The sequence below is a fragment of the Occallatibacter riparius genome (assembly GCF_025264625.1).
Taxonomy (GTDB): domain Bacteria; phylum Acidobacteriota; class Terriglobia; order Terriglobales; family Acidobacteriaceae; genus Telmatobacter; species Telmatobacter riparius.
On sequence record NZ_CP093313.1, the window covers coordinates 2,226,635 to 2,244,282 of the forward strand.

General features: G+C 60.7%; 19 protein-coding genes. 3 read left to right on the forward strand and 16 right to left on the reverse strand.

Going from position 1 to position 17,648, the window contains the following annotated elements; all coding sequences use genetic code 11:
• Positions 1-51 precede the first annotated feature (51 nt).
• Positions 52-1,014, reverse strand: a complete 963-nt coding sequence (locus MOP44_RS08825) for a hypothetical protein (RefSeq protein ID WP_260795671.1) — start codon at positions 1,012-1,014, stop codon at positions 52-54.
• Positions 1,015-1,155: 141 nt separating this feature from the next.
• On the opposite strand from MOP44_RS08825, the gene MOP44_RS08830 reads away from it, so the two are divergent.
• The 3 genes from MOP44_RS08830 (at position 1,156) to MOP44_RS08840 (ending at position 3,228) form a co-directional block, all read left to right on the forward strand.
• On the forward strand, positions 1,156-2,187 hold the full coding sequence (locus MOP44_RS08830) for a YncE family protein (protein WP_260795672.1): 1,032 nt from the start codon (positions 1,156-1,158) through the stop codon (positions 2,185-2,187).
• Positions 2,188-2,308: 121 nt separating this feature from the next.
• Complete coding sequence (locus MOP44_RS08835) at positions 2,309-2,437, forward strand: hypothetical protein (protein WP_260795673.1); 129 nt, start codon at positions 2,309-2,311, stop codon at positions 2,435-2,437.
• Between the two features lie 83 nt (positions 2,438-2,520).
• Entirely contained in the window at positions 2,521-3,228 is a 708-nt protein-coding gene (locus MOP44_RS08840) for a DsbA family protein (protein ID WP_260795674.1), read from the forward strand.
• A 94-nt stretch (positions 3,229-3,322) separates the two neighbouring features.
• Here MOP44_RS08840 and purK read toward each other — a convergent pair whose 3' ends face one another.
• The 15 genes from purK to MOP44_RS08915 all read right to left on the reverse strand — a co-directional run bounded on the left by purK (position 3,323) and on the right by MOP44_RS08915 (position 17,616).
• On the reverse strand, positions 3,323-4,489 hold the full coding sequence (gene purK, locus MOP44_RS08845; protein ID WP_260795675.1) for a 5-(carboxyamino)imidazole ribonucleotide synthase: 1,167 nt from the start codon (positions 4,487-4,489) through the stop codon (positions 3,323-3,325).
• A complete protein-coding gene (gene purE / locus MOP44_RS08850) occupies positions 4,486-4,977 on the reverse strand; it encodes a 5-(carboxyamino)imidazole ribonucleotide mutase (protein ID WP_260795676.1) in 492 nt (163 codons plus the stop codon). Before purE ends, purK begins: the two co-directional genes overlap by 4 nt.
• Before the next feature lie 24 nt (positions 4,978-5,001).
• Complete coding sequence (locus tag MOP44_RS08855; protein WP_260795677.1) at positions 5,002-5,229, reverse strand: hypothetical protein; 228 nt, start codon at positions 5,227-5,229, stop codon at positions 5,002-5,004.
• A gap of 97 nt (positions 5,230-5,326) precedes the next feature.
• Positions 5,327-7,639, reverse strand: coding sequence for a hypothetical protein (locus tag MOP44_RS08860; RefSeq protein WP_260795678.1), 2,313 nt, complete (start codon positions 7,637-7,639; stop codon positions 5,327-5,329).
• A 72-nt stretch (positions 7,640-7,711) separates the two neighbouring features.
• Positions 7,712-8,698: a hypothetical protein gene (locus tag MOP44_RS08865; protein ID WP_260795679.1), complete on the reverse strand. Its 987-nt coding sequence runs from the start codon at positions 8,696-8,698 to the stop codon at positions 7,712-7,714.
• A 1-nt stretch (position 8,699) separates the two neighbouring features.
• Positions 8,700-9,185, reverse strand: coding sequence for a hypothetical protein (locus tag MOP44_RS08870; RefSeq protein WP_260795680.1), 486 nt, complete (start codon positions 9,183-9,185; stop codon positions 8,700-8,702).
• 108 nt (positions 9,186-9,293) lie between these two features.
• Positions 9,294-9,728: a hypothetical protein gene (locus MOP44_RS08875; RefSeq protein ID WP_260795681.1), complete on the reverse strand. Its 435-nt coding sequence runs from the start codon at positions 9,726-9,728 to the stop codon at positions 9,294-9,296.
• Positions 9,729-9,732: 4 nt separating this feature from the next.
• Positions 9,733-10,356, reverse strand: coding sequence for a hypothetical protein (locus MOP44_RS08880; protein WP_260795682.1), 624 nt, complete (start codon positions 10,354-10,356; stop codon positions 9,733-9,735).
• A 143-nt stretch (positions 10,357-10,499) separates the two neighbouring features.
• On the reverse strand, positions 10,500-11,474 hold the full coding sequence (locus MOP44_RS08885) for a hypothetical protein (protein WP_260795683.1): 975 nt from the start codon (positions 11,472-11,474) through the stop codon (positions 10,500-10,502).
• A gap of 202 nt (positions 11,475-11,676) precedes the next feature.
• Positions 11,677-12,093: a hypothetical protein gene (locus tag MOP44_RS08890; RefSeq protein ID WP_260795684.1), complete on the reverse strand. Its 417-nt coding sequence runs from the start codon at positions 12,091-12,093 to the stop codon at positions 11,677-11,679.
• A 115-nt stretch (positions 12,094-12,208) separates the two neighbouring features.
• The gene (locus MOP44_RS08895; protein ID WP_260795685.1) at positions 12,209-12,730 is read right to left on the reverse strand and encodes a hypothetical protein; all 522 of its coding nucleotides are present in this window, start codon (positions 12,728-12,730) and stop codon (positions 12,209-12,211) included.
• A gap of 126 nt (positions 12,731-12,856) precedes the next feature.
• Entirely contained in the window at positions 12,857-14,071 is a 1,215-nt protein-coding gene (locus MOP44_RS08900; RefSeq protein WP_260795686.1) for a phage portal protein, read from the reverse strand.
• A 152-nt stretch (positions 14,072-14,223) separates the two neighbouring features.
• The gene (locus MOP44_RS08905) at positions 14,224-15,075 is read right to left on the reverse strand and encodes a DUF3037 domain-containing protein (protein WP_260795687.1); all 852 of its coding nucleotides are present in this window, start codon (positions 15,073-15,075) and stop codon (positions 14,224-14,226) included.
• Between the two features lie 74 nt (positions 15,076-15,149).
• On the reverse strand, positions 15,150-16,022 hold the full coding sequence (locus tag MOP44_RS08910; protein WP_260795688.1) for a HipA family kinase: 873 nt from the start codon (positions 16,020-16,022) through the stop codon (positions 15,150-15,152).
• 28 nt (positions 16,023-16,050) lie between these two features.
• Positions 16,051-17,616 carry a terminase gene (locus MOP44_RS08915; RefSeq protein ID WP_260795689.1) on the reverse strand — a complete coding sequence of 522 codons (1,566 nt, stop codon included), beginning with the start codon at positions 17,614-17,616 and terminating at the stop codon, positions 16,051-16,053.
• Between the last annotated feature and the right edge of the window lie 32 nt (positions 17,617-17,648).

Consider the following 17,648-nt stretch of genomic DNA (forward strand, 5'->3'; position numbering starts at 1 on the left):
GTTGTGATCCTTGCAGAGAACGATAGCAGGTGATGGCCGGGTCAAAGCCCCTTACTTCTTCGGCGGAGTCGCCCGCGCGTTGAGGCACTTTGCAGGAGCATCCTTAAGTGTGCGCGCAAGATCAGGCCAGTACAGGCTCTCTTTCAAAGTTATGCAGAAGCTCTCGAGATCGAAGTCTCTCTTGCCTCGTTGCGCTTCCGGACCGGCCTCATCGAGGAACTTCCAAGCCAGATCGGGATGTCCGGTGTAGATAAGGTCCATGACCTCTTGCCACATGTCTAGCGGCAGGCTGCTCACGTATCCGGTTTTCTCGGTTGCCAGATCGCTGCGGATTTTGTCGATCGCTTCTCGCCACTCAGTTGGAGACGGTGCGGGCTGCTGCATCTTGTCGAGAGCGAGATGATAGCCGCCGCCACGGTCGTCATCGATCCATCGGAGGATGACCTCATGGTTTGGTGAACCTCCGAACGATCCAAGCCAGTAGGCGAACGCCCAGTCCTCGGCGATGTAATAGTAACGGCCGTCGCGGTCCAGATCAGCAAAGTAGGCAGGCCAGGTATCTCGGGCTTCCAGTTTCGCCAGCAACCGGAACTTAGGCTCGAGTTCGAAGACATAATGCGAAAGGCAACAATGGGCACCGCCGCTCCACTCGCTCACGATCATGTTTGGGTGGCCACGACCTGTAAGGTCCGCGCCGTTGCGGATCGCGGGAACCTGATCACTCGTGCTCCCAGGTTGTCCGATCATGTAGGCAGTGTTACTCCATACCGTGCGTCGGAAGACGATCTTCCCCCTCTTGAGGACCTGAAAACAGGCACCGTCATTTTCCGTAAGGTACGAGCGGAAATCATAGTCCTCGACCAAAGCCGAGCTTTTCAGGTTGGCTCCTGAACATACCTCGTCAGGGTTGTCGACGTGGTCCTGCCCCTTGGCAACATTAGTAACGGAGATGATCAGTGATGCTGCGAGCGCAAGTAGGCGAAGTGATGGAAAAAAAGCAAAACCTGATCTCATAGAAAGGAACCGGATTCAAGATACCACCCATTTCGATTGGATTTGGGTGGGCTTTCGCAGTGAGGATACAGGCGCGGGCAGCCTCTTCATCCTGCCTTAAGGTGGCGGTGCTAGGGTCAAAGCGTCGTAACAGGAGACACGATGAGGAACAGGTTTGGCGGTTTTGCGCTTTGTTTGCTGGCCGCGGCGTCGATGGGCGCGCCGGTTGCTTTGACGGCCCAGGCGAACTACCAGGTCATCGACCAGTGGAAGATTGGCGGCGACGGCGGCTGGGACTATCTGCTGGCTGACGGCCCAGCAAACAGGCTCTACATCACGCACGGGCAGAAGGTGGATGCGGTCGACACCACGTCGGGCAAGGTGGTGGGCTCGATAACCGGCCTGCACGGCACGCATGGTGTGGCGCTGAATCCTGACGGCAAACTGGGGTACATCTCTGACGGCGGCGGCAACGCGGTGGTGGTGTTCGATCGCTCGAATCTGTCGACGGTGGCGACAATCGCGGTTGGCACGAATCCCGACGCCATCATTTACGAGCCTGTAACGAAGGCCGTGTGGGCCTTCAACGGACGCAGTAAGGATGCGTCGGTGATTGATGCCGCGACGAACAAGGTTGTGGCGACGATTGCGCTGCCCGGCAAACCGGAGTTTGCGCAGGTGGACGGGCAGGGCAATCTGTACGACAACATCGAGGACAAGAACGTTGTTGTGAAGCTCGATGCGAAGGCGAAGTCGCTGGTGGCGACGTGGCCCATCACCTGTGACTCGCCGTCGGGCCTGGCGATCGACACCGATGCGCATCGGCTCTTCAGCGTGTGCGACGGAAAGAAGATGGCGGTGACGGACTACACCAGCGGAAAGCAGATTGCCACCGCGACCATTGGCGACGGCCCGGATGCGGCCGGTTATAACGCAAAGGCCAAACTGGCGTTTGCCTCCTGTGGCGAAGGCGTGCTGAGCGTGGTGAACGCGGCCGACTCGAGCTATCCCACGGTGCAGACGGTACCCACGCAGAAGCGCGCGCGGACTATGACGTATGATGCGACGTCCGATCGCATCTATACGGTGACGGCGCAGTTTGGACAGGCGCCGCCGGCGACGGCGGATAATCCGCGGCCGCGGCCGCCGGTGGTGCCGGGGACGTTCACGGTGATCGTGCTCGGCCGCAAGTAATCTGAAAAACGAATTCGGTGCGCCCGCCTTTGCTCGTATCCCAGCTTGGAGCGAGGGCGGGCCTCTTTTTTGTTTCGGCCAGCGGCTCAGGCGGCGGGCTTCCATTCTGTACACTGCGGATGTGAAGCTGATTCTGATCGTCGTCGCAGTGGTGGTCATCGGTGGCAGCATCTTTGCCGACTACAAGTGGCGGCGTTGGGTGGCGTCGCGACGCGCCGAGGGCGGCCAGGATCGCGATCGGAGAGCCTGATCGACCTGCGGGGCGTGAATCCCGACCGCAACTTCTCACCTCACCATTCGTTACAATCAAGAGCAGGGAGCCGTTCAATCGATATGCTGATGGTCTTTCGCGCCTCGGGCGCACGTCTTCTGGTTGCTTTTTCCGCGCTCGCCGTGGCCGCCGCGGTCCCCACGGTGCACGCGCAGTTTGCGCCGCCCGCGCCGGGTACGCAAGTGCACGATCCGTCCGCACTGAAGCCGCCTGCGGGTGCGCACGTGGCCATTGTTGAATTTGAGGACATGGAGTGTCCTGACTGTGCGCGCGCCAATCCGCTGCTGAAGGAAGCGAGCGAGAAGTACCACATTCCGTGGGTGCGCCATGATTTTCCGCTGGCGCAGCATGCGTGGAGCTTTCAGGCCGCGGTGAACGCGCGCTGGTTCGACGAGAAGGCAGGCAAGAAGGTTGGCGATGAATATCGGGACGCGATTTTCGCGAACCAGCCGTCGTTTGGTGACAATGCGTCGTCGATGGATGATTTTACGCAGAAGTTTGCCGCCGAGCACAAAATCGCGTTTCCGTTCAACGTGGATCCGCAGGGCAAGCTGACTGCGGCGGTCAAGGCTGACTACGCTCTGGGGCAGCGCATCGGCATCGAGCACACGCCGACGATCTGGGTGGTGACATCGCAGTCCAAGGGCGCGCCGTTCGTGGAAGTGGTGGATCGCACCAAGCTGTATCAGATGATCGATCAGGCCATCGCGGATACGAAGGGCGCGGCGCCGGCGGGGAAGCCTGCTGCGAAGCATCCGCAAGGGAAGTAGAGAATGCGAGTGGTCGCGTGATCAGGTGATCAAGTTGTCAGGAACGAAGGGCGCGGCCGTGGCTGCGCCCTTTCTGTCTTCATTCAATTGCCGATCAGGAATGCAAGCGCCGCTTTGCTTCGAGCACACGGTCCAGCGCTTCTTCGGCTGTCGAGCCCACAGACGATAGGTGTCCCATCTTGCGACCCGGCCGCGCGGAGAGCTTCTCGTAGAGATGCACGCCTACGCTGGGAACCTCCATGGCTGCGGCGAAGTCCGGCTCACCGTCGAGCCACACGTCTCCGAGCAAATTGACAATGGCGCAGGGTGAGATGAGCGATGTGTCGCCGAGCGGCAGATTCAGCGCTGCTCGGACGGCCTGCTCAAACTGGCTGGTGGCGCATCCGCGCTCGCTCTGGTGATAGCTGTTGTGGGGCCGCGGCGCAAGCTCGTTTACAAACAGCTCGCCCTGCTTCGTCACGAACATCTCCACGCAGAGCATGCCTTCAACACCAAGGCCGGTGCTGATTTCGCGCGCAAGGCGTTCGGCGCGTTCTTCAAGCTCAGGCGAGATGCCGGCGGGCAGCACGCTCCAGGCGAGGATCTGATTTTCATGATGATTGCGCGCTGCAGGGAAGCTTCGCACTTCGCCGGCGGGATTGCGTGCGGCCATGACGCTGATTTCAATATCGAGATCGAGTGCCTGTTCGGCGACGCAGGCATTGCCGCCCAGGGCATTCCATGCCTGTTCAATTTCTGAAGGGGTTACCGGCTGATCGAGGCCGATGCGCACCTGACCCCGGCCGTCGTACCCGCCTCGGCCGATCTTCAGGAACACGCGATTCTCGAGCGCGGGCACTGCGGCCTGGAGTTCCTCTTCGCTGCGCACCACGTGGAATGGGCCTACGGGGAAACCATGTTCCGCAAGCCAGGGCTTCTGCAGCGTCTTGTCCTGGATGATGCGGATGGGTTCGACGCCCGGACGAAGTGGTGCGATGTCGGCGACACGTTGCAATGCATCAATGCCGATCTGTTCGATCTCGAGCGTAACGGCATCGGCGCCGTCGGCCAGCCGATGTGCGGCTTCGGCATCGTCCCACTTGCCCACAATCGTTTGATCGACGACAAAGCTTGCGGGGCAACGCTGCTCGGGATCCATGACACGCACGTGGTATCCCATGGTGCGCGCAGCCATCGCCATCATGCGGCCAAGCTGTCCTCCGCCGAGAATGGCGAGCGTACCGCCGGGCTGCACCTGCTTCGCGTCAGTCTCGGGGGTCAAGCAGGCAGCTCCTGGCCGAGCACTTCCTGGGTGCGCGCGGCGCGCCATTGCGAGAGCCGATGGTAGAGCGCTTCATCCGTGGTGGCGAGCATTTCAGCCGCGAGAATAGCGGCGTTGGCCGCGCCGGGCTTGCCGATGGCGAGTGTGCCGACCGGGATACCTTTGGGCATCTGCACGATGGAGAGCAGCGAGTCGAGGCCATTCAGCGCGGTGGCAGGCACGGGCACTCCGAGCACCGGAACAAGTGTCTTGGCCGCGAGCATGCCGGGCAGATGCGCAGCGCCGCCGGCTCCCGCAATGATGACTCTGAGGCCGCGTTCGCGAGCGGTCTCTGCGTAGTGAAAGAGCAGGTCGGGCGTGCGATGCGCGCTGACCACTTTGGCTTCATGCGGAATTTCAAGCGCGCGCAGAATTTCCACTGCAGCGGAGAGCACCTCATAATCACTCTTGCTGCCCATGACCACGCCGACCAACGGACCATCGTTCATGGGGTGATTATATTCGGCCACTGCTCAGTGCCGGTGCCAGGCCTGCACGGCAACTTCAACGACCGTGATGAGAACACTGAACGCGGCCACGAATCCTTTGGCACGCTGCCAGTTCTGCTCGTGCCGTTCCATGCGGCGCTCCAAGTCGGCAATGCGGCCGCCGTTGCCGTCGCCCGTCAGGCCGTTCATCTGGGTTTTCAGCACCGAGAGGTCGCTGAGGACTTGTGCTTCGAATTCATTCATCATGCGCATGGGGTTTACTCCGGTGGAGGGAAGCGAAGGCCAGATGCAAGCACAGGTCCTTCGCTTCGTTCACGGTGAGGGTGTTTTATGCGGAAGTGCTCTGATGCTATGAGCTGAGCGGCGTGTGAAAGATCACGGCTGCGGAGAACTCGCTGTAGTTCGGCGGGTCCGCCTCATCAAAGATCCGAACGTAATATCGATCGGCGGCCGCCTGCCTCGTGAATGTCAGATTTGCCTGCGACCCGCGCATCACCAAGCTTGGATCTTCGTCCATCATGAACGCGTAATCACGGCTGCGAATCTCGAATCCTCCGCCCACCGGCGCAGTGGCGCCAGTGTTGATGGTGACGTTGTTGCCACTGATCGCAGTGACTGTGAGCGCATTCAGATTGGATGCGTAGTTTGCCGCCGCGGGAGCGGGCAGCCATGCGTCGGCATGTACAGACTCGCTCGTGCGAATGGCGAGATCTTCGGCCCAGTCGTTGGCGAAAGCGACTTCATAAGCAAACACATCCGGAACAGAGGACCGGTACGTCACCTTCACGCTGCGCACCACGAGTTCCGCGTTGAGACTGCACGACGGCGCATTGAGCGCCAGCGCGTCGCCAGGCCATATGTCGGTAGCAAGATCGTGATTCGTGCCGCGCCAAACCCCGGACCACAACGCGGAAGAACTGCCTGCAGATTGCATGAGCGCCGCCGCGGCGTTTCGGCAATCGATCGATGTGCGGCAGGCAGGATTCGTAACGGAGCCGATCCAGCTTGCCGTCCCCGGCGATCCCAAAGGCTTGAGCGCCTCCAGGCTCGTCTCATTTACGGCTCGCCCGACAGAACGCGCACTGGTGCGATACGTGACTGTGATCTGCTCTCCCGCGGCTGGCGCGAACCCCGGATAGAACGTCAGTCGACCGCTGCGGCTCACGTCGCACTCCGCCGATTCAGTGGAACTGCCCAGACGGCGCGTCATGAGTGCGCCACTCTGCGGTGCAGATACAACCCACGCGGAGCCGAGGCTTGTCAGGCTGAACGCGCGCATTGATCCGCGCAGATTGAGGCTGCTAGCCGCGACAACGATGCACGAGCTGGAGAGATTGCTGATCGCACCGTCGTAGAGCGTAACCGGCATGCACGCGACTCCGTTGATGAACTCCTGGATCTCGAACAGCAGCTTCGCTGGCGAGAGAACAATCCGGCCGCCTGTGGAAACAGGCCCGCTGTCGCCGAAGGAACGAAACGTCGCGCCAGTGCGCTGCTGTTCAGGCGAGTGAACGCGAATCCGAAGTGTGTACTGGTTCGCAGGGTTAATGGTGAAACCGGCGCCCGCTGCGCAGCCTGCCACAATGGGCTGAAGCGAGACGGTGCCTGTGCTCTGCTGCGCGGTGGCTTGGAACCCCAGCACGCAGGAGGAAACAGTACCATCACCATCGAAGAAAGCGGCAAGCAGGCCGGTGCTGTCGTTTGCGAGTGATACGCCTCGGGCCTCCAGCAGAAGAGTGCCGGCCATCTCAACCGGATCGATCCAGATAAGTTGCGTCTGACCGTCAACACCGCTGCCGCCACACATCGCGAGCCCGGCTGAGCCAAGGCCGAAGTAAGCAGTGCTTGCGTTGCTCCACACCCGCGGATCGATCACCGGACCATCGAAGCCCTCAGAGATCAATGTGCATTTCGATGCGGGCGGAAACCAGGGCGCCCCTGACAGGTCGAAGTTCAGGTTTGCTCCGTCACCCTCGAACACTTCTGTGACGTACGTAGCAGGTTCGTGATCACCGCAAACGGTGATGTCATTGGCGAAGTTTCTCCTCGGGCTGCGCGTGAAGCTTAGATTGGCAAGCGCGAGACTGCCGTCTTGTTCGCTGAGGGGATGCACTGCCGCGGGAATGGTGTTGAGCGTGAGTCTGCCCGCTTGCGCGCGGTAAACGGCGCGCGCCTGGTCCGCAACCTGGCCGGCCGACTTACTGAAAGGTGCGCCCGCTTCAGATGTGAAGTGGCCGACGGGAGCGTTCAATTCGAGGCTACTGTTATCGAGCGCAGGGTTGCCCGTGCGAGTCGCGAGGATGCCCAGAAGCCGTCCGGCAGTCGTCCCGCTTGCGCCTTGACTGCTAGACGCGAGCGCGAGATCGAGCAGCATCTCGTCGCTGACAGCATGAACAGCGAGGCGGTAGCGCGCACCCTGCATCGCGAAGCCCGCGTACTCGGGCACGGGCGCGGCAGCGATGTATCCGGTAAAGTACACGGTCCCGTCATCGCCGCTTACAGCTAGTGATTGCAGACGCGACGGCGCGGCCAGGGAGCCGTCCTGTGGAAGCGCGAGCGACAGCCGACAGGTAGAAGGCGCATTGAGAGCGCGCTCGATGGTGACTGCGTTCGAAGTGTCGAGTGCGGCAGTGTAATCCTGATTATCAATCGTGAGATGCATGGCGTACCTTCTACCGGGTTAGCTGCGCTGTGCGCGATGAGAACAGAACCAGCAACGTACAAAGGCCTAGGGCTACACCAGCGCCCTCGGGGCCGGAACGAAACTGCGGTAACAGACGACTCGCTCGTTATCGAGCGGATCAGTAATTGGGAGCGCGGTGAACTCCGCGCTCAGCGCTATGCGCTCCAGCCGGCCCTGCCCTTTGCCGGAGAGAGGCTGCGCAGATTCTTCTGCGCTGGCCACAGGCTGCAGACGCGGGTAATGGAAGAAGATGCGCTCGCCCTGGGTGCCCTCCATGACGAACAGCGCAGACCATTCGTGATAGAAGCTCCCACCCTCGCGGTCCACGAAACCGGTAACTGCCTGAACCTTTGCGCCGGATGCGGGTGCACCGCACGGCAAGGGTTGCGCCAGAGTTATCGATGAGGAGCTAACACCTGCGACCAGCGCGACATTAAATGTAATCCGGCGAAGATAGTCCGGATCGGACAGAGGCTGTCGAAGATACGCTCCAGTTATAGGCGATCCCAGGTAACCGGTCTGTCCAGCATAGTCGCAATCAACAGCAACAATCTGCCCGACGGTGAATTGCGTGGCGTCCTCTGCTGAAAGCGCAATGTGGGCAGCAGTGGATCCGCTCTGTACACTGACAGCCGCGAACGGTTCGGCCCCCGCGGGCTCGGGAACGGACCCGGTCGTGGAAGCGAGCACGTTCATGTGCTGCGAGCCGGTGGCCAACGCCATGGTGAGCTTCGTCCAACTCAGAAACTGAAAGCCAACCCGCGCACCCAGCGACTCGCGGATCTGTTCCTGTGCGACTGCAGGGATGCCCGACATGATCGCTCCGGACTTGCTCGCGGCTTTGCGCAAGAAGTTCTGAATGAAGCCGAGGCTGATCCAGGGGGCCGGCGGATTATCGAGGTCAAAGCCGCCCTGCTGCGACGGATCAAAAAGCACGGGCTGTTGGGCGGCCCGGTTCACCGGCGCGAAGTAGGCGCGCACGCGGCGTGCTACCGGTGCAGCAGCGTTGAACCAGGTGGGAGACGAGGCTTTGGGCATTTCATTCACCTGCTTCCTGGTAGCTGTAAACCATGATCTTTGCGGAGCGGCTGAGCCGGTCGCGCTGCGTAACGGCAGGCGAGAAGACAGGCTCATCCCAGAACACCTGCGTCAGGAAGGCGGCCGGTGGCTGCTCGCTATAACTCAACTTCGGAGTGGAAAACGGCTGAAGGATGGCGAGTAACTCTCCGTCCATTTCACTCAGGGCGCGTCCCCGATCGAGGCCCCCAAAGCTCTGGCAACCGCAAGTGTTGTAAGTGATCTCGCATTCTTCGGCAACGAGCGTGGATGCCAGGTCGATATCGGCGCCATGTCCTAGCCAGCGAATGATGAAAACGTCATTGGGCAATTGGTTGAAAGGGGCCTCAGCATCTTCCACCAGAATGCCGGGCCGAACAGCGCCGCGCAGCATAACGGTACGCTCAGGATTGAGCGCGGCCAGCCGATTGCGCAGCGCCATATAAAAGGAGTCTTTCGCGTTCTGCATAACTTCTCCGAAAGTGTTCAGTTGCCAGAGTTCCGTTGTGGGAGCAGTAGCTGGTTCAAATCGACAGCGCCTTTGACTAGAAACTGACGACTGAGTGCCGGCAAATCATCAAACGGCTTGTTGTCTCGCCTCACGTAGCAGTAGACGGTAAACGTAGACTTGCCCGAAGGCTTCGCTTGTGCCGATGGATTCGATGAGGTAGTCCTGCCCAGCCACGGTGACGGTGAGTGTTATGCCAAACAGCGCCTGCGCAGATTCAAGTTCGAATGCGCTGACCTGTTCCTGCACGCTGGAAGCGGAGACCATCAGTTCCCATTTGGGTTGGTCGCACTCCTGCCATGCCGGGCGCAGCTTGCGCATGATCACCGGACTGAGCACAACATCCGAGAACGTGGTCGCGACCAGGCCCACCTCGCATTGGGCGTCGTCCGTGTCGGTAGCGGCAACGCGTAGCTGTGCGGTTGTTCCTCCAACGGATCGCAGAAGTGCGTTCGCCAGAAACTGCGGTGCGCCCGTCGGATTGCGGGAAGAAGTGTCACTCATGGCCTCACCCCACGCGAGTCGCAACGTAGGGACGAAGCCACTGCTTCACCGTGTCGTCCAGGAGCGAACTCGAGAAGTACTGCATCTGCATCGTGTCAATCTTGCTGGTGCGGACGTTGAGGGCCGGCGTGGACTGCGCGTTGCGGACAATCTGCGCACAAGCCGATTTGATATCGTCGCCGATCTGAGTTAGCCCGGCCGTATAGGTCACGCACACTTCATTGAAGGGCAGCCCAAAGAGATTCTGAGGCAGCGTCAGTTCGCCGCTGACAGGGTCGAGGTCAATGGTGGCTGCGTCGATCGCCGTCCATTGGCCGGGCAGCGAAAACGCCCACGCGGCATCGAACAGCGGGTTATCGGCCAGTTCGCCTCGGCGTGGCCTGGCATAGCGCCCCTGAAGGCTGATAATCGGCGTCGTCGCATCCCCGAGTGCTGCTATCGGCAGATAGCTCAGCCGAACGCTCTGTGCGTCACGCATAATGCGCAGGCGCTCCGTGTATTCCGTGACGCTGAGATCCGGTCGCCGGCAATAGCTGTTAATAAGTGCCGTGGCGGCAGTAATCCAGTCTGCCGACGTAGAGGCCGGCAGTCCGAAGTTGGGATAGTCCGCTGGCTGAAGGTATGCCATGGAGGTCCTTCTTTCAGAAGTTCTTGGGTGGAACTGCAAAGTTCTTAGTTCACAGTTCGTAGTTCTCAGTTGCAGAACACCGCGCCGATACGGATGCATCGGTAACTGTGAACTGCGAACTGAGAACCGTGAACCGCCCTCGGCTAGCGATCTACCAGTACCTGGTAGTGCGCGTAGTTGGCGCCCTTGACCACGACGCCGCCGAATTTGACCGCGACATACTGGTGCGCAAGCGAATTAGGCGTACCGAGTTGGAAGATCCGCGGAGCCGCGTCGCCCAGCCAGTGATACTCGATCAGGTCTTCCGTGACGATGTAAGCCGGCAGAACTGCGGAGCCAGAGCCAGGAGTTCCGGTGTAGCTGAGGCTCCAGTCCGGAATCAAAGGCAGATCGCCAGCCTGCGTAGACAGCATTTTCACGCGGAACCCGCCAGTGATTTGATCGGAGTTGAGGACCACGTTGTATTCGGTCTTCATCTCGCGGTCGATCAGGTCGAGCAGCACCGGGTTGGCATAGATCGCCGTCGGACGCACATGGTAGCCGTTATTCGCCACCATCTGTGCCACGGTCGACTTGAGCCCGTCCACGATCGATGCGGAAGTGCCGATCGTTGTAGTGTTGCCGCCCGCCTGGATCTGCGCGATTGCGCCCATGTACTGTGTGGTTGTCGGTGCGGACAGGCTTGTGTCATTGCCGTTCCACAACGCAACATCGTGCGTCACCATCACGCCGGAGACCGTGTCCACCAGGTCCTTCGCCTGCAAATATGCAAACTGCTGCTGTTGCTGGCCGAGTTCGATGTCGAACAGGTTGTAGTTGATCTGCGCAACGATTGCCTTCAGAGGCACGCTGCGCTCCACGCGAGTGGGGCTGACTGTCGGCGCCACGATAGAGCGAGGGTTGACGAAACCGGCAGTGCCAGGGTTCGGAAGAGCGGTCTCTTCAAAGAAGCGCGACGGATGACCGGTGGCCGGCACCTGCTTGATACGCTGTCCGAACGGGCTGGAGCGGCGGCAGATGTCGAAGATCTCGGTCTGGTAAAGCGGCACTTCAACGGCTCCGGGTCCGATGTAGTCGGCCGCGGCATGGATGTCGGCGAAGGAAACTGAGTTGTTCATGGTGTGCTTTCTGCCGTAGTAGGCGAGTTATGGCTGGAAGACAGCTGCTAGCCTCTAGCTTCTAGCTGATAGCTATCCCGGCTTGTTGATTTGCGTGCGGTACTGGCCGCGTGATGGCTTCATGGACTAGCGACGATATGGTGCGGCCGGGTCTCTGGTCGCACCGTTCCTGGAAGCTAGTGGCTAGAAGCTAAAAGCTGAATTACGAGACTGCTCCGGCGCGGAGCAACTGGCTCTTGACCGCAATGCGCTGCTCGAGGCTGAGGCCGGAGAGGGCTGCATCGAGTGCCCGAACATCTACCGGGCCATCGCCGATGCCGCGCTTGGCGAGCATGTCAGCAGTCGAGGCGGGCACGGTCTTTCGAATGGAACTCAGTGCTGCCGGCCCTGATGGCAGATTGGCCGCCGCTGCTTTTAGTTCGGCGATCTCGTGCTCGGCAGCAGCCAGTTTGGCAGCGAGTTCCTCTTCGCGAGCCGATACTGCTGGGTCCACAGTGGCGGATATCTTTTCGACTTCGCCGCTCAGAGCAGACTTGCGCTCTTCGAGCCAGGTCAGGGTCCGCTCGAGCAGGCTTGCCGCCTGTTCGAGACGTTCGGCGAGTTGCTGTTCGTGTTCCATATAGGTTCCTTTCGTGAAATGCAGCTGGTAACCTCTCGCTGCTGTTTGGTGCAAAAGAAAAGCTCCGCAAAGCTGCGGAGCTAAGGGTCGAATGCTGCGCCCGATGGGGCCCGGCTCAAGCTGAAAACCGAGTAGTGAGAGCCGAAGGTCGGCTTTCCGTCATGCGAAAGCGCGTGCTGCCATAAGCGGCTTTCGCCCGGAGCAGGATAGCGGCCCCCGTGAAAGTGACCTTCGTAAGTCGCCAGATCGGGGCTCGCATATCCTGCACCTTGGCATCGGCTATCTCATAACTCATCCCCAATACATTCTGAGCGTGAACCTCGATCGCTTTCGCAACGTCAGGAAAGTCACGCGCATAAAGATAGCCGCGAACCAGGAGATTGTTGCCGCTGAGGGTAGCCTCGGTGAGAATGCCGATCTTGCAGCGATTGTCGTGGCCGTCCCAGGCCGGGCGGTAATCGACCGCCATTCCCAGCAGAGACGGCAGAGCCTGCTCGGCGGCTTCACGCGTGAGCACAACGCGGTGCCCGCGTGCGCCGGAGGGGGCCCTGTCACTGGGCGTATCGACTGTGGTTAGAATTCCTTCGAACGGAATCCGGTTCGGATGTCCGTCGACGGGCGGAATGTGTACTGCCATCGCTTGAAGATGCATGGGTGTGTCCAAGGTGGGTGTGAGATTGTGATGAACGGATCGTTAGTAGCGGGTGGGTAGTGGTTAGTGATTAGTGACAGCAAGGTAAGTACAGATAACTAACACTAGCCACTATTCACTGCCCTTCGACATCGGCGGATATCCGCGCAGCGCGCGGACTTCGTTGACCGTCAGTACGCCGGCTTGAAGCAACTGGACCTGAACGGCTAATTCTGTTTCCTCGTCGCGGGCACTGATGTCGTTGAACACAAACTCGAAGTCCCGCCAGCCAATGCACTTGCTGAACAGGTCGCGCGTGATGTGGCCGGCAATCAGTTGCGCTAACGGCGAAATCGCGCCGCGAAAAGCCTCATCGGCCAGTTCGCCCGCCGTAGAGCGATTCACATCGCCCTCCAGCCCCAGCAACAGCGGAGGCAATCCGAAGGCGTTCGCCACCATCCGGATCAAAAACCGCTGCCATTCCAGCCGCAGGTCGGCATCGGTCCCTTGCGCAAACCGCAAAACCTCCGGCTTCTGTTCCGTGGAAATAAGCGGAACGCGTCCGGTGCCTTCGATCTCGTCCTGCCACCAGCGGATCAGCCGGTCATGCTGCGTGGGAGTCGTCTCGTTGAGCCACAGTGCATACTGTGCTACGGAATTGGCGGCGAGTTTGCCGGCAAACCGATGCGCAGCGAGAAACTGATTGATGGTCTCGAACGCCACTTCCAGCGGACCGAGCCCAAAGGGCGTGAAGCTGCGCGGGTTCATGCGGATGTACATCAACTGGTCGTCGCGCAGATCGACTCCGCCGTCAACCTGGCCCGTCATGCATTGCGCATAGCGCGGTGTTTCGGCCGAGCCATCCCACTTGCCATTGATACGGATGGAAGCGCCGTCGACCGGCCACAGCAGCGCGGGCCGCGCGTCGTCGCCGGTCGGTTCCATCTCAATGGCTCCAAAACCTCCGGTGAGCGCGTCTTCAATCACCTGTTCGATCAGGGTGCGGAAGCTGTCGCTCGGGTTCGGCTCTTCGAGGATGAGGCGAAGAGCCTGCAGGCGCGTGGGAGCTTCAGTCAGATCGATCGCCGACCCTCTGCGCGGGCGAATCTGCCAGTCCATTGCGGCAACGCGGTCCTTGATAACGTTGATAGCCCGGCGGACGACAGGGGTTTCAGCAAAGCGGCGCAAGTTCGCCGGCGTGGGCTTCGGCAGGAGCTTTCCGGGATACTGAACCGGAGTCAGGATGGCAGGCAGCGCGAGTGTCTTGCGGTCGCCCGCCGCAGCTTCAATCTCCGCCGCCTTCTTTTCATTGCGCCACAAAGCGCGGATGTGCGTGGTGAGTTTCACGAATGACTCCTTTGCTAAGGGCGGGGAATAGGCAATAGGGAATAGAAATGCGAATGCCACCGCTCAACTTCAGCGATGGCATTTGCTCCAAAACAAAACGACCGCCCGAGGGCGATCGCCGTCTCCTATTCCCTACTCCCTATTCCCTGCAGTTAATCCAGTCGCAGTTCGCGTCTAGCGGTCGCTGCTACATTGGGTAAGTCGGTTGTGGTGAGCACCCGGATCTGGTGCTCTTCCATCGTCTCAATGCCGAAGCGGTAAAGCTCCAGGCGTTCTGCACTTTCCTCTGACTCGCCGGCCTTGATGCCCAGCTGCGCGGCGGGCTCGACAATCGCCGTAAGTTCCAGCTTAGCTTTCTCAATGCGTTCCACGCCCGTGCGAAGGCTCGCCGAGGAGAACGCCAGAACCTTGGCCATCTCCACGCCGGGCTCGAGTGACACGGCGTGAAACATCCTGATCATTCCGTTCGGCCGGTAACCGGCATCGATGCGCAGCGGATCGCCTGGCCTCGTGTACTCGGCCGCACGGATCTGCTTGCGCATCAAGCTCCAAACCTGTGCCCGTTCGAACTCATCCCTCATCGCGGATTGAATAGCCGCGCGCCCCGAGAGGCGCGACACCCGTTCACGCTTCGGCGGGTCGACGTACATCTTCATCAGCTCTTCCATCCCGGCCGGCAGGCTCTCGGCCAGATACGCCTTGGGCTCGGTGATCTGCACGCCCAGCGAGAGCGACTCGTCGAGAATGCGTGTGAACTTGCGCTGAGCCTCGGGCCGGGCCAGATCTTCCTGCAGCCGCCGGCGAAGCTCTGTTTCCATGCCTTCCAGCATGGCGGTATCCGCGTCCGGATCGAGGCACCGCACGCGCCGCCAGTCGCGCGTAAATCTGAGATTGAGCTGCCCGCCTTCTTCGCGCAGCAGCACGCCAATATGCACGAACTCGTTACGCACCGGATCGGGCACGTAGCGTACAAGCTGAAACGCGCATGGAAGGCGGCTGGGCATGGTAATTAGTGATTAGTGATGGTTGCCGGTTCATGGTCTTTCTGACCACTCCCCACGAATCACTACTCACCGTCTTAATTCACTCCCCTCGGAATGCTAGCTCCATATTGCTGGTTCGGCCACATCTCCGGCCGCAATTCATTCTCAACCTTGCCCCAATTGGGAAACGGCTCCCGATCGGAGCGCCGAAAATCGTCGATGAGCTCCCGCACCCGGCTTCGCCGATAGATAAGCTTCTCGACCACCGCCTCCAATGCGGTCATGTCTCCGCCATACCAGTCCGGCGGAATATCGTTGGCTGCGGCCCAGATCGCGTCCGGGTTCAGCTTTTCAATGCGTGTAAGCCACGGCTCGAACGAGTCGAACCCGGTCACACTGCGGTAGACGCTGTTGCGGTAATACACGCCGCGCAGCGGAACATCGTCGAACTTCCAGTCTCCAGCGTGAAAGCAGTAGCCAAAGTCCATGAAGAAAGCCCGGTAGCGCCGCTCGCGTGCCCGCTTCACAAACACTGCCTGCCGACCGTTCGCATTCCCAGTCCACTTATCGAGAACCAGGATGCCTGCGAACTCCTCGAGATTGCGGACCTGCCCCAGCTCCTCCTCCGGCAGATAATCCACCACCTGCCCGGGCATCAGCCCACCTACGAATCTCGAGCCGTAGTTAAGTCCGGCGGTGCAGGGCTCCTGGCGCCTGCCGAAATCAATCTGCATCTCCGCCGTGTTCTCGATGAGCCACTGCGACACGTCCACAATCTCAGGCTCCGGGCAGGTAAGCCCCGCCGCTAAAGCCAGCCGCGAAGCCAGCAGTTCATTCGCCAGCACGCGGATATGCTGCGGATTATTCCGGAATTTCACCACGTAGAGGTGGCCGTCCGCCGCCAGCATAAGCTGCCCTTGTGCGCCGCCGCGCATGCGGCGAATGTGTTGAGTAGCGGCGGTCGGCATTCAGCTCCCTGGGCGATGAAGCACCATTTTACTTTGTCCCTTGGTCCCTTTGTCCCTGCCTTTCAGCCACCTCCGCCCTCGCCGCCAGCGCAATTGCCATCGCCATCACGCGGTCGTCATGCGTCCCGCTGGCCGCCCCCGTCGAGCCATCCGGCTGCCGAACGAAACTGCGCAATTCACCCAGCAGCTTCCGGCTCATGAATAGGTCCGGATTCTCAACCAGCGCGGCATTCAGCCGCCCCAGCATGGCCGGACGACTGATCGATGTCGTCAGCCACCCGGCTTGACCGTTCTGCCTGAAGATCCGCCTGTAGCCGCACACGTTCTCGCACAGCGACACAATGCCAGTTCCGTGGTTATTGCGTTCCATTACCAGAACCGCCCCGTTGTACTCGCGAGCCAGCCCGGTGATGAACTTCGCCAACTCCAGCCCGCCGGTATGCGATGCAAACTCCGCGCACTGCATGCCGGTCGCAACGTCCACAACCTGCGCCGCCGAGTAGTCACCCTCCGAACCGCCCCCCGCCGGATCCACGGCAACCAGGTACTGTCGCCCCTTCACCGGCGGAAGCCAGATTTCCAGCTCGCCATTTCTTCGGCTCTCCGCCGCGACGGGCGCAGAGGCCAGGCGCGCGTCGACAGCGGAAAGCTCGAAGACCGATTCGCCGCTCGCCAGGAAGCAGCTCTCGGCATCCTCGGCATACTCCTGCCGCGCCATCCCACGCAGGTTCGCGCGGATTGAACGCCGGTAGGCAATCTGCTCGAAATCCAGATGCGCCCGCGCCCTCAGCTCCGCTTCCTCCTCGGTTAAGGAGAGAGGCGCAACCACGGGCTTACAGTAGTGCCGTTCCATCCACCACGGAAAGAAATGGCGCACCGTCCCGGTCTCGTTCGCGTGCTGCCACTCGTCGTAAAAACAGCCGCCCACGCCCTGCGGAGTCGATTCCAGAATCTCCTCGGCTCCGGGGGCAAGGGCGGCACGCAGCCCGGCGAGTATATCTGCGGGATCGCCGGGCCAGCGGGCGAGCTCGGAACAGTGCAGGTTTTGAACCGTGAGGCCACGCCCGGCGTTGCGGTCACCGGCTGTCACCACGCGGTATTGCGAATCGAGCTCGGGAAGTGCAATCTGCCGCGCGTTGGCCCGCGACGTCCGCAGCGGCCCCTCCCGCAGCTCTTCAGGAAGCCAGTCATAGAAGCGATGCACGATGCGGAAAATCTCCTCGGCTGCTTCCTGCGTATGCGCCACCTGCAGCGTCAGCGTGCCCGGCCGCGTAATCGTCTTCAAAAAAAACCGCGCCGCCGTCCACGTCGTAAGCCCCATCTGCCGCGCCTTCAGCACAATGTTCTTTGCGCCCCGCTTCCGCTCGAACATCCGTTGTACTAAGTTGGCGCGCAGCGGCGATATTTCCCCGTCGCGCGTCCGCACGCACAGCAGCCGCTCCGCCATCTCCATCAACACTGACTTGCCGCCGAGCGACGCTGGCCGATAGTCGAGGACTGGCCCCAGGCGGACAAGTTCGTCTCGGTCGAGTTCTTCCGGTTCGAACTCGCCGGACTCAAAAGGACTCCCGGGCATTTCTGCATTCACTTGCATCGATCGGTACTCCACAGTTGGGTTGTTCGCAC

Excerpts from the sequence above, each read along its gene's own strand:
- MOP44_RS08895 (WP_260795685.1), bottom strand. The coding sequence starts at position 12,730 with ATGGCAGTACACATTCCGCCCGTCGACGGACATCCGAACCGGATTCCG.
- MOP44_RS08840 (WP_260795674.1), top strand. The coding sequence starts at position 2,521 with ATGCTGATGGTCTTTCGCGCCTCGGGCGCACGTCTTCTGGTTGCTTTT.
- MOP44_RS08905 (WP_260795687.1), bottom strand. The coding sequence starts at position 15,075 with ATGCCCAGCCGCCTTCCATGCGCGTTTCAGCTTGTACGCTACGTGCCC.
- MOP44_RS08885 (WP_260795683.1), bottom strand. The coding sequence starts at position 11,474 with ATGAACAACTCAGTTTCCTTCGCCGACATCCATGCCGCGGCCGACTAC.
- MOP44_RS08860 (WP_260795678.1), bottom strand. The coding sequence starts at position 7,639 with ATGCATCTCACGATTGATAATCAGGATTACACTGCCGCACTCGACACT.
- MOP44_RS08830 (WP_260795672.1), top strand. The coding sequence starts at position 1,156 with ATGAGGAACAGGTTTGGCGGTTTTGCGCTTTGTTTGCTGGCCGCGGCG.
- purE (WP_260795676.1), bottom strand. The coding sequence starts at position 4,977 with ATGAACGATGGTCCGTTGGTCGGCGTGGTCATGGGCAGCAAGAGTGAT.
- MOP44_RS08880 (WP_260795682.1), bottom strand. The coding sequence starts at position 10,356 with ATGGCATACCTTCAGCCAGCGGACTATCCCAACTTCGGACTGCCGGCC.
- MOP44_RS08910 (WP_260795688.1), bottom strand. The coding sequence starts at position 16,022 with ATGCCGACCGCCGCTACTCAACACATTCGCCGCATGCGCGGCGGCGCA.
- MOP44_RS08915 (WP_260795689.1), bottom strand. The coding sequence starts at position 17,616 with ATGCAAGTGAATGCAGAAATGCCCGGGAGTCCTTTTGAGTCCGGCGAG.
- MOP44_RS08825 (WP_260795671.1), bottom strand. The coding sequence starts at position 1,014 with ATGAGATCAGGTTTTGCTTTTTTTCCATCACTTCGCCTACTTGCGCTC.
- MOP44_RS08870 (WP_260795680.1), bottom strand. The coding sequence starts at position 9,185 with ATGCAGAACGCGAAAGACTCCTTTTATATGGCGCTGCGCAATCGGCTG.
- MOP44_RS08855 (WP_260795677.1), bottom strand. The coding sequence starts at position 5,229 with ATGCGCATGATGAATGAATTCGAAGCACAAGTCCTCAGCGACCTCTCG.
- MOP44_RS08875 (WP_260795681.1), bottom strand. The coding sequence starts at position 9,728 with ATGAGTGACACTTCTTCCCGCAATCCGACGGGCGCACCGCAGTTTCTG.
- MOP44_RS08865 (WP_260795679.1), bottom strand. The coding sequence starts at position 8,698 with ATGCCCAAAGCCTCGTCTCCCACCTGGTTCAACGCTGCTGCACCGGTA.
- MOP44_RS08890 (WP_260795684.1), bottom strand. The coding sequence starts at position 12,093 with ATGGAACACGAACAGCAACTCGCCGAACGTCTCGAACAGGCGGCAAGC.